Raw genomic sequence first — 19,452 nt, 5'->3', positions numbered from 1 at the left:
GCGCCCCCTCCGCACCCTGGGAGCGAGGCGTGGGACGACAACCCGGTGGACCCGGAATGCCGCCGGGCCGACCGCAACCGCGGCAAGGACAGCCCCAGCCCGGACCGGAGCAACCCGCGCACCCGCAACCGAGACCGGGACAGCCCGGCCGCCCACAACCCCGACACGGCCAGCCGCAGCCACGGCAGGGGCAGCCGGGGCGGCCGCAGCCGCGCCCCGGCCCGCTACCAGGTCAACCGTCCGGTCCCCCCTCGGGACCGGAGTATCCGGCACCCGAACCACCCGTCATGCGGCGACCGGCCGGACTACCGCCCCGGCCGCAACCGCCCCAGCACCCGGAACCCCAGCGCCCTGCGTCCCAGTACTCGGAACCCCAGTACTCGGAACCCGAGTACCCGGCATCCCAGCGCCCGCGCCCCGAACCCCAGCGCCCGCGCCACGCCGCCCACGGGCAGGTGCCGCCGGAGGAGCGCTACCACTGGGGACATGTCACACCGCCGCCGCAGCGGCCCGTCCAACCCCAGCGCTATCCGACGCCGCCCTCGGACCGCCAGCCGCTACCGCGCACCACCGTGGTGAAAACGGCCCAGCAGGCCGAGAGCTCGAACGCCCGCCTGGTCAAGGAGTCCGGGTCCATCGCGTTCGCCACGCTGATCAGCCGCATCACCGGATTCGGCAAACAGCTGCTGCTGCTCACCGTGCTCGGCCCGGCCATCGCCAGCGCCTACACCGTCGCGGCCACCATCCCGACCATGATCTCCGAACTGCTGGTCGGCGCGGTGCTCACCGCCATCGTGGTGCCGACCCTGGTGCGTGCGGAGAAGGAGGACCCCGACGGCGGCGCGGCCTTCGTCCGGCGGCTGTACACCGCCGCCCTCACGGTGCTGGGCATCGGCACCCTGCTGGTGACGGCCGCCGCGCCGGTGCTCGTCACGCATGTCTTCCTGTCCGACGACGGTGAGGTGAACGTCGCCCTCACCACCGCGCTGACCTTCCTGCTGCTGCCCGCCATCGTCTTCTACGGCATGACGGCGCTGCTCACGGCCATCCTCAATACCCATCAGGTGTTCAAACCCGGTGCCTGGGCTCCGGTGCTGAACAACGTCGTGGTGCTCGTCGTCCTGGTGCTGTACGCCGTGACGCCGGGGGAGATCACCCTCGACCCGGTGCGCATGGGCGAGCCGAAACTGCTGCTACTCGGACTCGGCGTCACCATCGGCGTGATCGTGCAGGCGATGAGCCTGCTGCCCGCCATCCGCCGCGAGGGCATCAGCCTGAAGCCGCTGTGGGGCGTGGACGACCGGCTCAAGATGTTCGCGGGCATGGGCGCGGCCATCATCCTGTACGTCCTGATCAGTCAGGCCGGATGGGTGATCGCCACCCGCATCTCCTCGCATATGGACGCCGCGGGTCCGGCCATCTACCAGAACGCCTGGCTGCTGCTGCAACTCCCGTACGGCGTGCTCGGCGTGACCGTGCTGACCGCGATCATGCCGCGGCTGTCCCGCAATGCCGCCGCCGACGACACCCCCGCCGTGGTGGACGATCTCGGCGCGGCGACCCGGCTCACCATGATCGCGCTGCTGCCGGTGGTCGTCTTCATGACGCTGGCCGGACCGCAGATCGGTCAGGCGCTCTACGGCTACGGCAACTTCGGCGGCGACGCGCGACGGCTCGGCGAGGCCGTGGCCTGGTCGGCGTTCACGCTGATCCCGTACGCGCTGGTGCTGATCCACCTGCGCGTGTTCTACGCCCGGGAGCAGGCGTGGACCCCAACCTGGATCATTCTCGGCATCACCACCGTGAAGGTGGTGTTCTCCGCGATCATGCCGATGGTGCTCGGACCCGACCAGGTGGTGATCGGCCTCAGTCTGGCCAATGGTCTCGGCTTCGTGGCGGGCGCGGTGATCGGCGGCTTCCTGCTGCATCGCAGCCTCGGCGACCTGCGCATGACCAATGTGGGCCGCACCATCACGCGGGTGCTGCTGGCGTCACTGGCCGGTGGCGCGGTCATGTGGATCGTGGACCAGGTGCTGGGGCTGCACCGGCTGTCGGACTCCTTCGGCGGGCTGGGCTCGCTGGTGCGGGTCGGGCTCACCGCCATCGTCATGTTCGCGGTTGCCTTCGGTCTGATGCGACTGGCCGGCATTCCGGAGATCGTGGCCATCACCGTCGCCATCTCGCGCCGCCTCGGCTTCGCGCCGCCCGCACCCGATCTGGATCTGGAAGGTCCGGCCGACGGCGTCGACGCCACCATGGTGCTGCCCATGGCCGATCTGCGGGCCGCGCCGTACTACTACCGGTACGACCCGTACCTGGACGCGCAGACCATGGTGCTGCCGGTCGTTCGACCCGAGGCGGTTGACAACACTGGAAAGGGTCAATTCCCGTACCCTGTTCCGGAGAGAAACGCAACCGCCGGATCCGGCGTTCGCGGCGAGACCGGTTCGGGTACTCGCGCAGTGTCGGGCGGCGACGCCCGCGCGGCGTCGGAGACCGACGATCGCGCCGTCGGCGACCCGATCCAGGAGCGGACTTCGACATTTTACGGCGAAGGAGGAACGAGGGTGAGCGACGACGCGGCGGGCGGCGTCCCGGCCGCCGAATCTGCGACGGCCGCGGGAGGCGGGCTCTCGACCGACGTTCCTCCGGGTTCGCAGACCGGAGCAGCGCCGGAGAGAGCCGAGGCGGCGGACACCGCCGACGCCCCGGCCCAGCAAGAGCGGCAAGCGGATTCGGGCCACGAGGCACCGGCCGATCCCACGCAGACCGGTGTCATGCCCATGCCGCCGCTACGTGTGGAGGCACCGTCCAAACGAGTTCAGCGCGGCCCCAAGCTGATCGCGGGCGCATCCGTGGCGGGTGGCCGCTACCGGCTGCTCGCCGGGCACGGCGGCGCGCGCGGCCTGCGGTTCTGGCAGGCCCTGGACGTGAAGTTGGACCGCGAGGTCGCGCTGACCTTCGTGGACGCCGACCAGAAGGCCGCGGACAACTCCGGACACGATGGGCCGCAAGCCATTCTGTCGCGCACCCTGCGCCTGGGCCGGATCAACTCACCGGGTCTGGCGCGCGTGCTCGACGTGGTGCGCGGCTCCTCGGGCGGCATCGTCGTGGCGGAATGGACACCGGGTCGATCGCTGCGCGAGATGGCCGAGACGCAGCCCTCGCCCATCGGCGCGGCCCGCGCCATCCGGGCCCTGGCCGCGGCGGCCGAACTCGCCCACCGCGGCGGCGGCTCGCTGTCCATCGATCACCCGGACCGGATTCGCATCAGCGCCTCCGGTGACGCGGTGCTCGCCTTCCCCGGCACCCTCGCCGACTCCGACGCGCAGTCGGACGTGCGCGGGCTCGGCGCCATGCTCTACGCCCTCACCGTCGCCCGCTGGCCCATCCGCACCGGCGGGATGACGGGCAGCGCGGCCACCGTGGGCGGGCTCCGGCTGGCCGATTTCGGGCCCGACGGCACCCCCGTGGAGCCTCGCCAGATCCGCCCGGAGGTGCCGTTCGAGATCTCGGCGGTGGCGGTGCGCTCGCTGGAGTCGAACAAGGGCGTACGCACCGCCGCGACCGTGCAGCACGTGCTGGAGCAGGCGTCGGTGGTCGATCAGAAGACCGACTTCATTCCGGTGCTGCGACTCGGACAGCGCGCCCCCAGCGCACCCGATGAGACGCTCGCCGATCCGGAACTGCTCGCCGCCGAGAAGGAACGCTCGCAGCGGATGATGTGGATCCTGGTCGGGCTCGGCGTGCTCGCCGCGCTGGTGGTCGGCGTGGTGATCTGGTGGCTGTTGAGCATCTTCGCGCCGGGGGCGTCCGATCAGCCGCTCAACGAGCAGCGCAATATCGGCCTCACCACGGCCACCTCGGCACCGGCCGTCCCCGGCGGCCCCGCGCCGGAGCCCACTCCGGCCGCGCCGACGGGTGGGGTGCCGATGCCCATCACGGGCGTCTCGGTGTACTCCCCGGAGGGCACGCCCGACAATATCGGCGGTGTGTCGGCGGTGCTGGACAATGATCCGGCCACCTTCTGGCGCACCGACCAGTACTTCCAGCAGTTCCCGGCCCTGAAGAACGGGGTCGGGGTGCTGGCCACGCTGGGCAGCCCGGGCAAGCTCACCAAGGTGGTGATCGACTCGCAGACCCCGGGGACGATGGTGGAGATCCGCAGTTCACCGACCGCGGCGCCGACCCTCGATCAGACGCAGCTGATCGGGTCGGCGACGCTCGGCGAGGGGGCCACCGAGATTCCGGTGAGCTCCGAGCAGTCGACCCGCTACGTGCTGATCTGGATCACCGCCCTGGGCAACAACGGGGGCCAGTACCAGTCCTCGCTCTCCGAAGTGCATTTCGAAGCCGCGCCCTAGTCGCGCCACCGCGCCCGGTGACCCCGGCCGCCCGCACGTCACAGCGCCGTGACCACACCGGCCTTCCGCACCGCCCCACATCCGCCCGATTCGCCCGAAAACGCCCGCTAGCTGCGTCTTTCTTCGCCGGATCGTTGCTGCCGAATCGTGACGCTGGATATGATCAGCCGAACTCTTCGGCAGGGGTTTGTATTGTCGCAATCGAACGAACGCCACGAGGGCTTGTCCGACACGCCCGACCATGCGCTGCTCTCCGCACACGCCCGGGGGGACCGGTACGCGTTCGCGGAACTGCTGCGCCGCCACCGGGATCACCTGTGGCAGACCGCCGTCCGTGCCTCCGCCACCCCGGAGGACGCCGCGGATTCGCTACAGGACGCCCTGCTGTCCGCCCACCGCAAGGCCGCCTCCTTCCGCGGCGATGCCGAGGTGCGCAGTTGGCTGCATACCATCGTGTTGCACGCGTGTCTGGATCGGATTCGTCGCAACAAGCTCCGCCGCACGGTACCGTTACCCGACGAGACGCTGTACGAACCCCCTTATGCCCGAGATGATTTCGCGGCCCGGGAGGCGACGCTGATCGTGGACGCGGCCCTGTTCGGCCTGCCCGCCGATCAGCGCACCGCACTGGTGGCCGTTGAGCTGGAAGGGTATTCGGTCGCGGATGCCGCGAAACTGCTGGGCGTACCGGAGGGCACGATCAAGAGCCGGTGCGCCCGCGGTCGACGGCGGCTCGAACAACAGTTGAAATCCCTGCGCGAGGACGGGAACCGAACCTAGCGCAGCTGCGTCCTACATAGAAGCGAAGTGAATGTCGATGTTCTCGCGGACCCCGGTACCGGTCCGCGACTTCCCATGACAGGCCCGACCTGGAGGGGCAATGGACGAGCACGAGACAGCTGGAGGCGTGATGGCGACCGACACCGTGCCGCAACCTCCCTACTCGCCCGAACTGCTCGCCGACCTGCACGCCGGGAACATGCCCGCACAGCTGTCGCGGCGGCTCTGGCCACAGGTGCGTCGCGATCCGAATGCCATGCGCTACCTGCGCTCCCTCGACCGGGTGAACGGCGACCTGCGCGCGCTGGGCCGTGACGACCGCATCGTCCACCCCATGCCCGCCGAGGTCACCGCCCGCCTCGAGCGCATGATCGACGACCTCGTGAACACCCCCGATCCGAGCGAACGAATGGCCACCGTGCACCGCCTGCATCCCGACCGCGCCAACCCCGCGGCCACCGCCCCCATGCCCGCCGTCTCCCCGTTCGACACCGGCGAACTCACCGCCACCGATCTCGACCCCATCGAATCCGACCTCATCGAAACCTATACGGACAGCGACTATTTCGACGGCGCCCCGCGCGATCCGGCACCGTGGACCACCCGACTGCGATGGATCACCGCCGTCGCGGCCGCGGTCGCACTCGTCGCCGGAGCCTTCGTCGCCGCCGACGCCCTGCGCGGCGACGACGCCCCGCCGATGGCCGATCCCGCACCGCTGCGACTGACCGATGACCTCACCTCCACCACCGTGCTCAGCGCGCTGGGCCGCTACGATGCCACCGGCCCCCTCGCCACCCGGGAAACGCTCACCGGCTGCCTCGCGGGCGCGGGCCTGGACCGCGCCATCCTCGGCTCCCGCGATGTCATCTACGGCGGGCAGGACGCCGCCCTCGTCCTCCTCACCGGACCGGAGGCTCCCACGATCACCGCCGTGGTGCTCGGGGCCGACTGCACACCGGACGATCCCCGGGTGCTCGCCAATACCGATATCGGCTGACCCACCGCGACCCGGGCGAGCCGCTGCGACCTGATCCACGGCGACCTGATCCACGGCGACCTGGCCCACGCCGTCCTGCCCGCTCAGCAGCCGCGGGAACAACAGCGTTTAGGCTGTTGTTGACCGACACGCTGAGTTTCACACTGCCTCGGAGGGCCCCTTGAGCACGCCTGTACGCGACCTGATCATCGTCGGTTCCGGACCAGCTGGCTACACCGCAGCCGTGTACGCGGCGCGCGCGGAACTCGAACCCCTGCTGTTCGAGGGCACCCAATTCGGCGGCGCGCTCATGACCACCACCGAGGTGGAGAACTTCCCCGGCTTCCGCGACGGCATCATGGGCCCGGATCTCATGGAGGAGATGCGCGAGCAGGCCAAGCGGTTCGGCGCCGACATCCGCACCGAGGACGTCGACGAGCTCGACCTCACCGGTCCGATCAAGAAGGTCGTGGTCGGCGGCGAGACCCACGAGGCCTACGCGGTCATCCTGGCCATGGGTTCGGCCGCCCGCTACCTGGGCGTACCCGGTGAGCAGAAGCTGCTCGGCCGCGGCGTCAGCGCCTGCGCCACCTGCGACGGCTTCTTCTTCAAGGGCCAGGACATCGTGGTGGTCGGTGGCGGCGACTCCGCCATGGAGGAGGCCACCTTCCTCACCAAGTTCGCCTCCAGCGTCACCATCGTGCACCGCCGCGAGGAGTTCCGCGCCTCCCGCATCATGCTCGAGCGCGCCAAGGCCAACGAGAAGATCCGCTTCGTCCTCAACAGCGAGGTCGTGGAGGTCAACGGTGAGAACAGCGTCACCAGCCTGACGCTGCGCGACACCCGGACCGGGGAGACCTCGGAATTCCCCGCCACCGGCCTGTTCGTCGCCATCGGCCATGACCCGCGCAGCGAGCTGGTGCGCGGCCAGGTGGAGCTGGACGGCGAGGGCTACGTGCAGGTGCAGGGGCAGAGCACCTACACCTCGCTGCCGGGCGTCTTCGCCGCGGGCGATCTGGTCGATCACACCTACCGGCAGGCCATCACCGCCGCCGGAACGGGCTGCCGCGCGGCCATCGACGCCGAGCGCTGGCTGGCCGAACAGGGCGACATCACCAGCAACACTCTCGATCACGCCGGTCAGCCGGTCGAAGTAACCCAGTAGGAGAATCATGTCCGACGCCAAGACCTCCGCGACGATCACCGTCACCGACCAGACCTTCGCGGATCAGGTGCTGATCAGCGACAAGCCGGTGCTGGTCGACTTCTGGGCGACGTGGTGCGGTCCGTGCAAGATGGTCGCCCCGGTGCTGGAGGAGATCGCCGCCACCCACGGCGACAAGATCACCATCGCCAAGCTGGACGCCGACGCCAATCCGGAGACCTCGAAGCACTACGGCATTCTGTCGTTGCCTACCATGGTGCTGTTCCAAGGGGGCAAGGAAACCAAGCGAATTGTCGGAGCGAAGGGCAAAGCGGCCCTTCTGCGCGAACTCGAAGGCGTCATCTGACGACGCTGGATAGGATCTGGCGCGAGTAGGAGCCTGTGGTTCACCGCGGGCTCCTACCTCCGGCCCCTGACGCTACCGCCGGGGTAGGATTCCTGCACTCGACAGATTGCCGAAATTCGGTCCGGGTCTGAGACAATCGACCGACGCTCCGGTCGTGCGGAAGGTGTGAACCAACGCATGAGTGGGTACCCGGGTTGGCGGAAGGAAAGGGCTCTCACGCATGCACCGACTTCGTCACGGCGATAGTGGACCAGCCGTAGCAGAGGTTCGGAGCACCCTCGCAAGTCTCGGATTCCTGCACACTCACCCGCATTCCGATCAGTCGGGACCGAATGGTGAGTACTGGAAGGATTCGGACGCTGTTTTCGATCATGATCTGGATTCCGCGGTCCGCGCCTTCCAGCAGTATCGCGGTCTGCTCGTGGACGGCGTCGTCGGCCCCGCCACCTATCGGGCGCTGAAGGAGGCGTCCTACCGACTGGGTGCGCGCACCCTCATCTACCAGCTGTCCGCTCCGCTGTACGGCGACGACGTCGCGACACTCCAGCGCCGACTGCAGGACCTGGGCTTCTACGTGCACCGCGTGGACGGGTATTTCGGCCCGCACACCCACGAGGCGCTCACCGCCTTCCAACGTGAGATCGGTCTCGCTTCCGACGGCATCTGCGGCCCGGACACCCTGCGGTCGCTGGATTTGCTGGGCGCTCGCGTAACCGGCGGCAACCCGCACCGCATCGCCGAGGAAGAGGTGGTGCACCGCGCCGGACCGCAGCTCACCGGCAAGCGCATCGTCATCGATCCCGGCCTCGGCGGCCCGGACAAGGGGTTCGCCGTACCCACCGAATTCGGTGATGTGTACGAGTCGGAGATCCTGTGGGACTTGGCCTCCCGGCTCGAGGGCCGCATGGCGGCCACCGGTATGGAGACCTTCCTGTCGCGGCCGTGGGGAGCCAATCCCTCCGACGCGGAGCGCGCGGAGACCTCCAACACGTTCGATGCCGACCTCATGATCTCGCTGCGCTGCGCCACCAATCCGAGCCCGTCGGCCAGCGGGGTGGCAAGCTTCCACTTCGGCAATTCACATGGCTCCACCTCGATGATCGGCCAGGTGCTGGCCGGTTTCATCCAGCGTGAGATCGTGGCGCGCACCTCGCTGCAGGACTGTCGCACCCACGCCCGCACCTGGGATCTGCTGCGGCTCACCAAGATGCCCACCGTGCAGGTCGATATCGGCTATCTCACCAATGATTACGACGCCTCGGTACTCACCAATCCGCGCATGCGGGACGTGATCGCCGAAGCGATCCTGATCTCCGTGAAACGCCTCTACCTGCTCGGTCAGGACGACCAGCCGACCGGCACCTACACCTTCGCGGAACTGCTGGCCGAGGAACTGGCCGCCGCCGACCGCATCTGAGCGCGCAAGCGGTCACGAAAGACGTGAGCCCCCAGGACATCCTGGGGCTCTTTCGTTATCCGAGGGTGCGCGTCCCCGCGGGTGCTCAGAGCGTGAGCACCCGTCCCGGGACGGTCATCGACGCGGCCGCGAGCAACTGGTCGAGCGCGCGCTCCACATCTTCCTTCCACAGGTGGTCGCTGTCGAGTTCCAATCGCAGCCGTGGAAACCGGTGGTGGGAGGCAACGACCTTGAATCCCACGTCCTCCAGGAAGTCGGCCTCGATCATGCAGTTGTCCGGAGTGCAGGTATGTGATGCCGAAGCGGTCGGAATGCCGTGCGGGGGAGTGGAGATGCGTTCCATCAGCCGCATGGAACCGAGCAGACGGTCCGGCATGGCGGTGCTGGGCGGCTCCCGACGAATGCCGAACGCCTCGATGGCCCGTACACCGCGACGCACCAGATCGGCCACCACGGCCTGGATCAGCTGATGGGCTATGTCGTTGTCCTGGTACGGCATTTCGGACCGCAGCGTGGTCAGCAGGACCGCGTCCGGGCTCACCGGCGAGGTGGGGAAGAGTCCGGCGCGCGGCACCGCGCTCGGCGGCGAGTACAGCGCGCAGCCGACGGACTGCCCGTCCACCAGGGCCACCTGTCCGCATGATCCCCACTCCAGCATGACGGTGGAGAGCCAGGCTTCCTTCTCGAAGACCGGATCGCTGAATTCGTAGCAGTCCGCGGCCACTGCCGGATCGATCTCCCAGAACACGCAGCGGCGCGCGTGCCCAGGCAGCTTGTCGAGTCCGTCGAGAGTCAGTGCGGTAACACTGCTGGACACCGCGCTCATCCACCTCTCCGCGAGGTCGGCGCGCAGCCACGAGCCGCTACGAGGCTTACCCGGTGAGTTACCACGACCCTGACGAGATCAGTTGTCACCTACCGAACCTTTCGTTTGGGTCATCCGGAGCGCGCACTACCAGTCCATTCTGATCCAGGCTCGAGGCAGCTCGGCGAGCACCCCGACGAACAAGACCGTCACTGTGACGTTTCGGCTCCGGGCCCAGGGTTAGGGCTTTGTCTGCTCCATCAGGCTCACAATTCGCTCCAGATCGTCGATGGATCCGAACTCGACGACGATCTTGCCCTTGCGCTTGCCCAGTGCCACGGTGACCCGAGTGTCGAAGGATTCCGACAGCCGCTCCGCCACATCCTGGAGACCCGGCATCTGGATGGGCTTACGCTTCGGCGCCGGGGGAGTGGCGGCGGTATCCGGGTTCCGGTTGGCGAGGGTGACCGCTTCCTCGGTGGCCCGGACCGAGAGCCCTTCGGCGACGATCCGCGCCGCGAGCGCCTCCTGTGCTTCGGCTCCCGCCTCCAGGGACAGCAGGGCGCGGGCATGTCCGGCGGAAAGCACTCCGGCCGCGACCCGGCGCTGCACCGGGATGGGGAGCTTGAGTAGGCGGATCATATTGGTCACCACCGGACGGGAGCGGCCCAGTCGCGCGGCCAATTCCTCGTGGGTGACGCCGAACTCCTCCAGCAGCTGCTGATAGGCCGCCGCCTCTTCGAGCGGATTCAGCTGCACACGATGGATGTTCTCCAACAGCGCATCGCGCAGCAGCGAGCCGTCGGCGGTCTCGCGCACGATCGCCGGAATGGCGGTGAGCCCGGCTTCCTGACTGGCCCGCCACCGCCGCTCGCCCATGATGAGCTGATAGCGGGGCGTCGGCGACTCCGCCAACTGGCGCACCACGATCGGCTGCATGAGGCCGAACTCCTTGATGGAGTGCACCAGTTCGGCCAGCGCCTCTTCCTCGAAGACGGTGCGCGGCTGCTTCGGATTGGGCTCGATCAGCTCCGGCGCAATCTCCCGATACACCGCGCCCGCATCCGCGCCCGGCTCCGCGCCCACATCCGCCGCGGCCTCGCCGTCGGCCGGATCGGGTACGCGATGCAGGTACGCCGTAGCGGGTTGCGGCCCAATCGGGTCCAGGCCGATGACGACATTGGCAGCGGCACTGCCGAGGCCCTGGGTCGCCGCGGGCCCGGTCGGGATCAGCGCGGCGAGACCGCGTCCCAGTCCACCTTTCTTCGCCTGACTCATCGGCCTATCGACCCCTTTCATCCGTGTGTGATTCTCCCGCCGCGGCCGGGGTGGCCCGAGCCGCGATCTCGCGCCCGGCGTCGAGGTAGCTCATCGCTCCTCGCGAACCGGGATCGTAGTTGAGCACCGTCATGCCGTAGCCGGGCGCTTCGGACACCTTGACGCTGCGCGGGATGACCGACTTCAGCACCGCGTCGCCGAAGTGGCCGCGCACCTCCTCGGCCACCTGGTCGGCCAGTTTGGTGCGGCCGTCGTACATGGTGAGCACGACGGTGGAGACGTGCAGGGCGGGGTTGAGGTGCGATTGGATCAGGCTGATGTTGCGGAGCAGCTGACCTACACCCTCCAACGCGTAGTACTCGCACTGGATGGGGATCAGCACCTCCTTGGCGGCCACCATCGCATTGACGGTGAGCAGACCGAGCGAGGGCGGGCAGTCGATCATCACGTAGTCGATGTCGTACCCGGCGAGATTGGCGTCCTGGATGGCGGTCTTCAGGCGGCTCTCGCGCGCCACCATGGAGACGAGTTCGATCTCCGCGCCGGCGAGGTCGATGGTCGCCGGAATGCACAGCAGCCGCTCATTGTGCGGGCTCTGTTGGATCGCATCCCGGACCGACACCTCGCCGATGAGTAGCTCGTAGCTCGACGGCACCCCGGAGTGGTGTTCGACGCCGAGTGCAGTGCTGGCATTGCCCTGCGGATCGAGGTCGATCACCAGCACGCGCATCCCCTGCAGGGCGAGGGCGGCGGCGAGGTTGACCGCCGTGGTGGTCTTGCCGACACCGCCCTTCTGATTGGCGATGGTGATGACGCGCTGCTCCTTGGGGCGCGGAATGCTGGCCGTGCCCGGATGCAGGATCTGGCTGGCGCGGTGCGCTTCCGCCGCTATCGGGGTTTCGGCGGGGGAGATGTTCCCGAAGGCAGTGCGGCCGAACTCTTCAGCGCCGGCGCCCCCACTCTCCAGCAATCCGGGGACCCGCGACGTTGTTTCCCGTGAAACATTCGCCGGACCGTTCGACATACAGGCTCCTAACCCCGAGAACTTCAAGACACGTGGTCGAGCTGATTTGCGCACCCATGCCACCGCAGCCACGCTCGTGGGCGAGTGGGCGGTGTCGCCACTTGCCTACGATCACGCGACGCTGCGTACTCACCGAGAGGATGCGAGGTGCGAGATCGATACCCATTCCGAAGCCACTTCCGAGCCGGGTGCCGGGCATCGCGGGTCTGCGCTCGCTCGACGCTCCTAGCTTGCCAGCACCGAACACAATACGGAAGCTGAACGGCACTGATCACTGTCCGACACGCACTCGCATCGCCGAAGTTCGGGTTTCGCGCACACTTTTCACGATGTTTCACATGAAACATGCGCTCCGGGCGTGGGTTCGGGCGGTCGCTCCGATCAGTCCGCGTCGAGGGCGATCGGTTCGGAGTCGGCCGATGTTTCCCGTGAAACAAGGTCGTGGGTGTAGACGGAGATGGCGAGCCGGGCATCGACTGCGGCGACGCGAGCGAGAGTCACGGGGGAGAGCATCGGCTGTCCGACGTGTCCGTCCACGGCGGCATCGAAGCCGATATCGAAGACGCGATCCTCGGCCTCGTCCCACCGCGCCCGCGCCGCCGCGGGCAGCTGTTCGACCGCCGCGCAGCACGCTGCCGCGACCACATCCGGATCGTCCATGGTCTCGAGGTACGCCTCGAACGACAGCATCCAGCGCCCCGGCTCCATCTCGCCGCAGTAGAGGAGTGAGACGTCTCGCCCGAGTGCCTCGAGTGCCGCGCCCAGACTCGTGAGGTCCGCGCTATCGCGAACCTCCACATCCACATTCAGGAATCGAACCGACATCCCATACCCTCCGACTCAGCGCCCGCGCCGCTGCTGCCGACGCTCGGCGCGGGGGAGACGCTCGGCACTGATGACAACCGTCGGAGTGGACAGCACGCCCACTCCGCATTCCATTACCCGCGGCCGCCCCGCCCCGGCGCGGGTCAGCTCACCGCGATCGCGCTCCAACTCCTCGGCCGCGCTGGCTCCCTTGAGGGCGAGCATCCGGCCGTGCTCGTGCACCAGCGGCATGGACCAGCCCGCCAGCTTCGCAAGCGGAGCGACCGCGCGGGAGGTGACCACATCCGCACCGCCGGCTTCCTTCTTCACACCGGACTGTTCAGCGCGCCCGCGCACCACGGTGACATCCAGTCCGGCCGACTCGATGAACTCGGCCAGAAACACGGTTCGGCGGAGCAGCGGCTCCACCAGAGTGATGCGGAGGTCCGGCCGCGCGATGGCGAGCGGGATTCCGGGCAGCCCCGCACCGCTGCCGACGTCGACCACGGTCGAACCCGGCGCAATGAGCTCACCCACCACCGCGCAGTTGAGGATGTGGCGATCCCACAGCCGCGGCACCTCCCTGGGCCCGATGAGTCCGCGCTCCACGCCCGCGGTCGCGAGCGCCCGGCAGTACTTCTCGGCCAGCGCGAGTCGATCACCGAAGACCACCGCCGCCTCAGCGGGCGGCGCGAGATCGGGAGCGGTCACATCGGCATCCGGTTCCACGTGAAACATCCTTCCGAAGAAGTGGAATCAAACTTCCCCGCAGTGAAGCGGCGGGGCGGGGGGACTAGAGATAAGCGTAGGGCCCCCGGTTCTCGGAACCAGGGGCCCTACGGGTTTCGCGGCTTCCGTGTCAGCCCGGGAGGACGACCACGCGACGGTTCGGTTCCACGCCTTCGCTCTCGCTGACCACACCGTCGACGGCCGCCACGGCGTCGTGCACGATCTTGCGCTCGAACGGCGTCATGGGAGCGAGCGATTCACGCTCTCCCGTCTCCGCCACCCGGCGGGCCGCCTCGGTGCCCAGCGCGCTGAGCTCCGAGCGGCGCTTCGCCCGCCAGCCCGCCACATCGAGCATGAGGCGGCTGCGCACACCGGTCGTCTGCTGCACGGCCAGGCGGGTCAGCTCCTGGAGCGCGTCGAGCACCTCCCCGCGCCGACCGACGAGCTTGTCCAGATCCTTGCCGCCGTCGATGCTCACCACCGCGCGGTCACCCTCGACATCGAGATCGATATCGCCGTCGAAGTCGAGGACGTCCAGTAACTGCTCGAGGTAGTCGCCCGCGATCTCACCCTCTTCGATGAGTGCTTCCTCGGCATCGTTCGCGACATCATCGTTCACGACATCGGCCTCGGTGTCCGCGGCAGCAGCCGTCACAGTGGAATCCCCTCCGTCGGTCTCAACAGTCATTGTCGTTTCCTTAATCTGCAATTGTCCGGCGCAGCCTCACGCCGATGAAAGCTGATGACGCTGATGAATGCTGATGGCTCAGCGCCGCTTCTTCTGATTGGCGCGCCCGCGACTGCCGGAGCGCTTCTTGCCGCCACCGCTCGACTTGGCGGCGGGCTTGGCGGGCGGCTTGGCGCCGTTCTGCGTCGCGGGGGGAGCGGCATCGGAGGAGTCGTCGGCCGCATCCGCATCGGCCCTATCCGAATCGGCAATGGCGGCGGGCTTCTTGCGGGTGTCGACCGGCTTGGCGCCCGGCTTCGGAGCATTCGCGGCCCGACGCTCGATGGCGGCGGCCTTCTTCGCCTCTTCTTCCTTCTCCATATGACCGAAGACGAGGTGCTGCTGTACGTAGGTCCAGATGTTGTTGGACACCCAGTAGACGAGGATGGCGACGGGCAGGAACGGACCGCCGACGAGCACACCGAGCGGGAACACGTACAGCGCCAGCTTGTTCATCAGCGCGGCCTGCGGGTTGGCGAGCGCCTCCGGGCTCTGCCGGGCCACCGAGGCGCGGGCGTTGAAGTGGGTGGCGACACCGGCGATGATCATCAGCGGAATCGAGACGGCCGCGATGGCGATGCGGGAGGGCTCCGGGCCGGAGGCGGTGAAGGCCGCCATCATGCTGTCCGGCATGGTGATCATGGCCGACAGCGGCGCTCCGAAAATACGTGCGCCGAGGAAGGATTGGACGTCGGCCGCGCTGAAGATGTAGTTGGCGGTGTTGGCGTTCTCCTCCACCGACAGGCCCAGCTGACCGAACCCGTGGCCGGTTCGGTTGAACGACCGCAGCACATGGAACAGGCCGAGGAACACCGGCACCTGCAACAGCACCGGCAGGCAACCCATGAGCGGGTTGAAGCCGTGGTCCTTCTGCAACTTCTGCATCTCGAGCGCCATCTTCTGGCGATCGTTCTTGTACTTGGCTTGCAGCGCCTTGATCTGCGGCTGCAACTCCTGCATCTGCTTGGTGGTGCGCACCTGCTTCACGAAGGGCTTGTACAGCACCAAGCGCAGCGTGAAGACGAGGAAGACCACGGCCAGGGTCCAGGACCATCCGCTGTCGTAGCCCAGCACGAAGCCGAAGGCACGGTGCCAGAACCACAGAATGGCCGACACCGGGTAGTAGATGAAGTCGAGCACGGCTCTATGCACTCCCGTCGTTCGTATCGCCGGTCACCGCGGGCGGTGACCCTTTACAAGTCGATGCCTCGTCCGGAGCAGACGTGCGGGCGTCCTTCCGTTCCGGTACGGGGTCCCACCCACCAGGGTGCCAGGGCGCACATTTGGCCAGCCGCACGGCTGTCAGTCCGAGTCCCACGACGAGACCTCGGGTGCGCAGCGCCGTCACCGCGTACTCGCTACAGGTGGGGGTGAACCGGCACACCGGCATGCGAGTGGGGGAGATGTAGGTCCGATACAGCTCGATGAGGAAGATCAGGGCCCTGGCCGGGAATCGCGCGACCGCGCGCAGGGCGGTCATGCTTCGCTGCCGGTGAGGACGCCGAGTTTACGGAGACCGGCACGCAGCTGCCGTCGCAATTCGTCGGACGGAGCGTCCGCGGCGCCGGGCAGGGCGCGCAACACCACATCCGCGCCCTCGGGCAGATCGGCGGCCACGCTTGCGCAGATATGACGCAGGCGGCGGGCCACCCGGTGGCGTACCACCGCGTTTCCCACCGCCTTGCTGACGATCAATCCGAATCGCGGCCCGCCCACCCGAATACTCGGGTGGTCACGGTTCGCCTCCTGCCCGTCGGCTAGTAGTACATGCACGACAAGATCCCGCCTCCCGATCCGTCGGCCTTGGCGCACCGTCCGGGCGAAGTCGGTACGCCGGTGCAGCCGATAGGGCTCAGGCAGCACCTGAGCATCCGAGCGGGGAGGAGTGAGCGGGAGTCCGGAGGAACGATCCGTACGGCGAGCCGGTCATGCGACGCCGAGTCCGGGTAGGACCGGAATCAGGCCGTGAGCCGCGCGCGGCCCTTGGCACGACGCGCGGAAACGATGGCGCGGCCCGCACGGGTCCGCATCCGGAGGCGGAACCCGTGGACCCGCGCCCGACGACGGTTGTTCGGCTGGAACGTCCGCTTGCCCTTGGCCACGGTCAACACTCCTCTAGGTGGTGGGCGCCTGGTGACGCCCGAAGCTTGTCGGTGAAACGTGTCGCGAGAGACTCGCGCGCAATACCCTGGAGGCACGGGCAGCAGACAGCCGCCACCGCACCATAGGGTGACTGTACGAGGGTACTGACCCAGTGATCGGGGGTCAAACTCGGGGTTACGTGATGGCTGTCGCTGTGTTCAGCGTAGGGCCGCCGGCCGACGACATGCCGATTATCGCCGCCTCTCCTGGGGGTTCGTGTCGAGCGGGGGTCGTCGTGTACGGTCCTTGGCACCGGCTTTCCTGCGAGTCGCCCGACAGTTGCTGATCGGTTGCTGAAGAACCGCAGGTCCACGCCTGATTTGGGGGCTCACCCGCGGCGACACGCGTATCCCCAGGTTGTCCACATCTGTGGATAATTGTGTGGAAAGACCCCTGGAGTGGCATATTCGTAGGGCCGACGCGTCCTCGCTGTGTCCGGAATGTGGGAGTTCCGAGCAGTGCCCGACCGTCTGCTCCATTCGACCTACTCCGGGGAGGACGACCGTAAGTGGACGCCGAGCAGAACGAGTTGACCGCCGTATGGCCCGAGGTCGTGGCCGAACTCACCACCGGTTCCTCCGATGGTGACATCCAGCCCGTCTCCAAGGCCCTCAAGGCCTGGCTGGGGCTCATTACGCCGATCACCTTCGCGCAGGGATTCGCCCTGCTCTCGGTATCCGGTCCGCTCGCTCAGCAGGTGGTGGAACGCGATCTGCGCGAACCCATCCTGCGCTCGCTCGCCCGTCGGCTCGGCCCTCAGGTCGAGGGTCTCGGCGTGCGGATAGCCGCACCGCAGCACCCGCCCGCCGACCGCGCCCCGAACCCCCGCCACGCCCGGATGACCTCCCGCCCGGAGCGTCCGCGCGAGCCCCGACCGGCTCCGCCGCAGTACGCTCCGGTGCCCGAACCGCCACCCGCCGAGCATCCGATGCCGCGCTACCAGAGCGCTCCGGACTATCCCGAACCCCCGCGCTACGGGGAGCCCTCGGACTATCAATCCCGAGAAAACTATCCACCTGTGGATTACGGTCAGGGTCCGCTCGATCCGATGGCCGAAGAATTGCCGGACCCCATGCCGGAGCGCATGCCGGAGGCCATGTCCCAGCCGATGACGCCGCCCGTGGCTCCGGCGCCGCGCCGTCGGGAGAGCACGCACCGCACCCCGCCCATGCCGCCCGGACAGGAATCGCTGTTTCCCACCGAACCGGAGCCGGAGCCCGAGTCCATGCCCGCGGCGCGGCGTCCGGTGGACGACGAGGAGCCGGTGGTCAACGTCCGCAACTCGTGGCCCACCTACTTCAACAAGCCGCCCGAGCGCGACACCCCCGCCCCCTCCTCGGCCAGCCTGAACGCCAAGTACACCTTCGAGACCTTCGTCATCGGCGCCTCCAACCGTTTCGCGCACGCCGCCGCGGTGGCCATCGCGGAGGCTCCGGCCCGCGCCTACAATCCGCTGTTCGTTTGGGGCGCTTCGGGTTTGGGCAAGACCCACCTGCTGCACGCGGCCGGCCACTACGCCCAGCGGCTGTTCCCGGGCATGCGGGTGAAGTACGTGTCCACCGAGGAGTTCACCAACGACTTCATCAACTCGCTGCGTGACGACCGCAAGGTGGCCTTCAAACGGCGCTACCGGGAAACCGACATCCTGCTCGTCGACGACATCCAGTTCATCGAGGGCAAGGAAGGTATCCAGGAGGAGTTCTTCCACACCTTCAATACGCTGCACAACGCCAACAAGCAGATCGTGGTGTCCTCGGACCGGCCGCCCAAGCAGCTGGCCACGCTGGAGGAGCGGCTGCGTACCCGGTTCGAATGGGGCCTCATCACCGATGTGCAGCCGCCGGAGCTGGAGACCCGGATCGCCATCCTGCGCAAGAAGGCCCGGATGGACCGTCTCGATGTGCCGCACGACGTGCTCGAGCTCATCGCCAGCCGGGTGGAGCGCAATATCCGCGAGTTGGAGGGCGCGCTCATCCGGGTCACCGCGTTCGCCTCGCTGAACGGACAGCCGCTGGATCTGTCGCTGGCCGAGGTGGTGCTGCGCGACCTCATGCCCGACACCGCCACGCTGGAGATCACGGCGGCCACGATCATGGCCGTGACCGCGGAGTACTTCAACACCACGCTGGAGGAACTGACCGGTCCCGGCAAGGCGCGGCCGCTGGCGCAGGCCCGGCAGATCGCCATGTACCTGTGCCGCGAACTCACCGATCTATCCCTGCCCAAGATCGGTCAGGCGTTCGGGCGCGACCACACCACGGTCATGTACGCCGAGAAGAAGGTGCGCAAGGAGATGACCGAACGCCGCCGGGTGTACGACCAGGTGCAAGAACTCACAGCCCGAATCAAGCAGCGCTCCCGCTGATCCACAGCTAACAGGCCCCCACGTCACTTGACGTGGGGGTCTTCTGTTTTCTGGGTTGTGGATTCCTCGAGGAGTCCTCGAGGAAAGCATGTGGATTCCTCGAGGAATCCCACTGTTGTCCACGGGTTTGCCCCCAGGGCTCTACTCACAGCGGTGCACAGGCGGTAGTGCACAGTTCCCACAGGCCGATTCATCCACGGGGCCTGACCTGCCAGGACACGAGTTATGCCCTGTGGATTCCTCGAGGACTCCCTGTCAGGTCCTCGAGGAATCCTCGAGTTGTCCCCGGATTCGCTCAGATGTGGGCAGAGTGGGGTGGAATCGTGGAACAACTCGAGGACGACTCGAGGATGGATGTTGGACAACTTCGGGCGGTCCACAGACGCTCCCCGTTCATCCTCGAGACACCCCACGGACATCCCCACGCCGCCACCCACTCTCAGCTGCGGAAACGAGCGGAGTCCACAGAATCCACAGCCCCTATTACTACTTAGATTTCTCTTCTAGAGATCTCTTCTTTAAAACAG

Annotated in this window: 17 protein-coding genes; 7 read left to right on the top strand and 10 right to left on the bottom strand. The window is 67.7% G+C overall.

All coding sequences use genetic code 11. The features are described from left to right. The first annotated feature begins 287 nt into the window (after positions 1 to 287). From murJ to QJS31_RS18455, 6 genes are all read left to right on the top strand, one after another. On the top strand, positions 288 to 4,364 hold the full coding sequence (murJ, locus tag QJS31_RS18480; RefSeq protein WP_306357256.1) for a murein biosynthesis integral membrane protein MurJ: 4,077 nt from the start codon (positions 288 to 290) through the stop codon (positions 4,362 to 4,364). 192 nt (positions 4,365 to 4,556) lie between these two features. Next, positions 4,557 to 5,144, top strand: coding sequence for an RNA polymerase sigma factor SigM (gene sigM, locus QJS31_RS18475; protein WP_228807442.1), 588 nt, complete (start codon positions 4,557 to 4,559; stop codon positions 5,142 to 5,144). Between the two features lie 130 nt (positions 5,145 to 5,274). Further along, a complete protein-coding gene (locus tag QJS31_RS18470; protein WP_306357255.1) occupies positions 5,275 to 6,144 on the top strand; it encodes a hypothetical protein in 870 nt (289 codons plus the stop codon). A 160-nt stretch (positions 6,145 to 6,304) separates the two neighbouring features. Further along, complete coding sequence (gene trxB, locus QJS31_RS18465) at positions 6,305 to 7,288, top strand: thioredoxin-disulfide reductase (RefSeq protein WP_282776914.1); 984 nt, start codon at positions 6,305 to 6,307, stop codon at positions 7,286 to 7,288. A 7-nt stretch (positions 7,289 to 7,295) separates the two neighbouring features. Next, complete coding sequence (gene trxA, locus QJS31_RS18460) at positions 7,296 to 7,634, top strand: thioredoxin (RefSeq protein ID WP_029932470.1); 339 nt, start codon at positions 7,296 to 7,298, stop codon at positions 7,632 to 7,634. Between the two features lie 220 nt (positions 7,635 to 7,854). After that, positions 7,855 to 9,051, top strand: coding sequence for an N-acetylmuramoyl-L-alanine amidase (locus QJS31_RS18455; protein ID WP_282776910.1), 1,197 nt, complete (start codon positions 7,855 to 7,857; stop codon positions 9,049 to 9,051). A gap of 85 nt (positions 9,052 to 9,136) precedes the next feature. Here the strand turns inward: QJS31_RS18455 and QJS31_RS18450 are convergent, their stop codons facing one another. The 10 genes from QJS31_RS18450 to rpmH form a co-directional block, all read right to left on the bottom strand. Further along, entirely contained in the window at positions 9,137 to 9,868 is a 732-nt protein-coding gene (locus QJS31_RS18450) for a GNAT family N-acetyltransferase (RefSeq protein WP_282776947.1), read from the bottom strand. A 228-nt stretch (positions 9,869 to 10,096) separates the two neighbouring features. Next, positions 10,097 to 11,134, bottom strand: a complete 1,038-nt coding sequence (locus QJS31_RS18445) for a ParB/RepB/Spo0J family partition protein (RefSeq protein ID WP_282776908.1) — start codon at positions 11,132 to 11,134, stop codon at positions 10,097 to 10,099. A 4-nt stretch (positions 11,135 to 11,138) separates the two neighbouring features. Beyond that, positions 11,139 to 12,158: a ParA family protein gene (locus QJS31_RS18440; protein WP_282776906.1), complete on the bottom strand. Its 1,020-nt coding sequence runs from the start codon at positions 12,156 to 12,158 to the stop codon at positions 11,139 to 11,141. Positions 12,159 to 12,539: 381 nt separating this feature from the next. Then, positions 12,540 to 12,983: a hypothetical protein gene (locus QJS31_RS18435; RefSeq protein ID WP_282776904.1), complete on the bottom strand. Its 444-nt coding sequence runs from the start codon at positions 12,981 to 12,983 to the stop codon at positions 12,540 to 12,542. 15 nt (positions 12,984 to 12,998) lie between these two features. Further along, positions 12,999 to 13,700 carry a 16S rRNA (guanine(527)-N(7))-methyltransferase RsmG gene (rsmG, locus tag QJS31_RS18430; RefSeq protein WP_282776902.1) on the bottom strand — a complete coding sequence of 234 codons (702 nt, stop codon included), beginning with the start codon at positions 13,698 to 13,700 and terminating at the stop codon, positions 12,999 to 13,001. A gap of 121 nt (positions 13,701 to 13,821) precedes the next feature. After that, positions 13,822 to 14,379, bottom strand: coding sequence for a protein jag (locus QJS31_RS18425; RefSeq protein WP_282776900.1), 558 nt, complete (start codon positions 14,377 to 14,379; stop codon positions 13,822 to 13,824). A gap of 78 nt (positions 14,380 to 14,457) precedes the next feature. Continuing rightward, positions 14,458 to 15,558: a membrane protein insertase YidC gene (gene yidC / locus QJS31_RS18420; RefSeq protein ID WP_282776945.1), complete on the bottom strand. Its 1,101-nt coding sequence runs from the start codon at positions 15,556 to 15,558 to the stop codon at positions 14,458 to 14,460. Positions 15,559 to 15,562: 4 nt separating this feature from the next. Continuing rightward, positions 15,563 to 15,898 (bottom strand): membrane protein insertion efficiency factor YidD, encoded by a 336-nt coding sequence (gene yidD / locus QJS31_RS18415; protein WP_282776898.1) that lies wholly within the window; start codon positions 15,896 to 15,898, stop codon positions 15,563 to 15,565. After that, positions 15,895 to 16,281 (bottom strand): ribonuclease P protein component, encoded by a 387-nt coding sequence (gene rnpA, locus QJS31_RS18410; RefSeq protein ID WP_282776896.1) that lies wholly within the window; start codon positions 16,279 to 16,281, stop codon positions 15,895 to 15,897. Before rnpA ends, yidD begins: the two co-directional genes overlap by 4 nt. A 95-nt stretch (positions 16,282 to 16,376) precedes the next feature. Then, complete coding sequence (gene rpmH / locus QJS31_RS18405; RefSeq protein ID WP_081592136.1) at positions 16,377 to 16,520, bottom strand: 50S ribosomal protein L34; 144 nt, start codon at positions 16,518 to 16,520, stop codon at positions 16,377 to 16,379. 548 nt (positions 16,521 to 17,068) lie between these two features. Here rpmH and dnaA point away from each other — a divergent pair. Then, positions 17,069 to 18,925: a chromosomal replication initiator protein DnaA gene (dnaA, locus tag QJS31_RS18400; protein WP_306357254.1), complete on the top strand. Its 1,857-nt coding sequence runs from the start codon at positions 17,069 to 17,071 to the stop codon at positions 18,923 to 18,925. Positions 18,926 to 19,452 lie beyond the last annotated feature (527 nt).

It is taken from the genome of Nocardia sp. CC213A, assembly GCF_030766805.1.
Taxonomy (GTDB): Bacteria; Actinomycetota; Actinomycetes; order Mycobacteriales; family Mycobacteriaceae; genus Nocardia; species Nocardia otitidiscaviarum.
The sequence above is the reverse complement of the archived record's forward strand: the minus strand, read 5'-3'. Positions and strand labels throughout refer to the sequence as shown.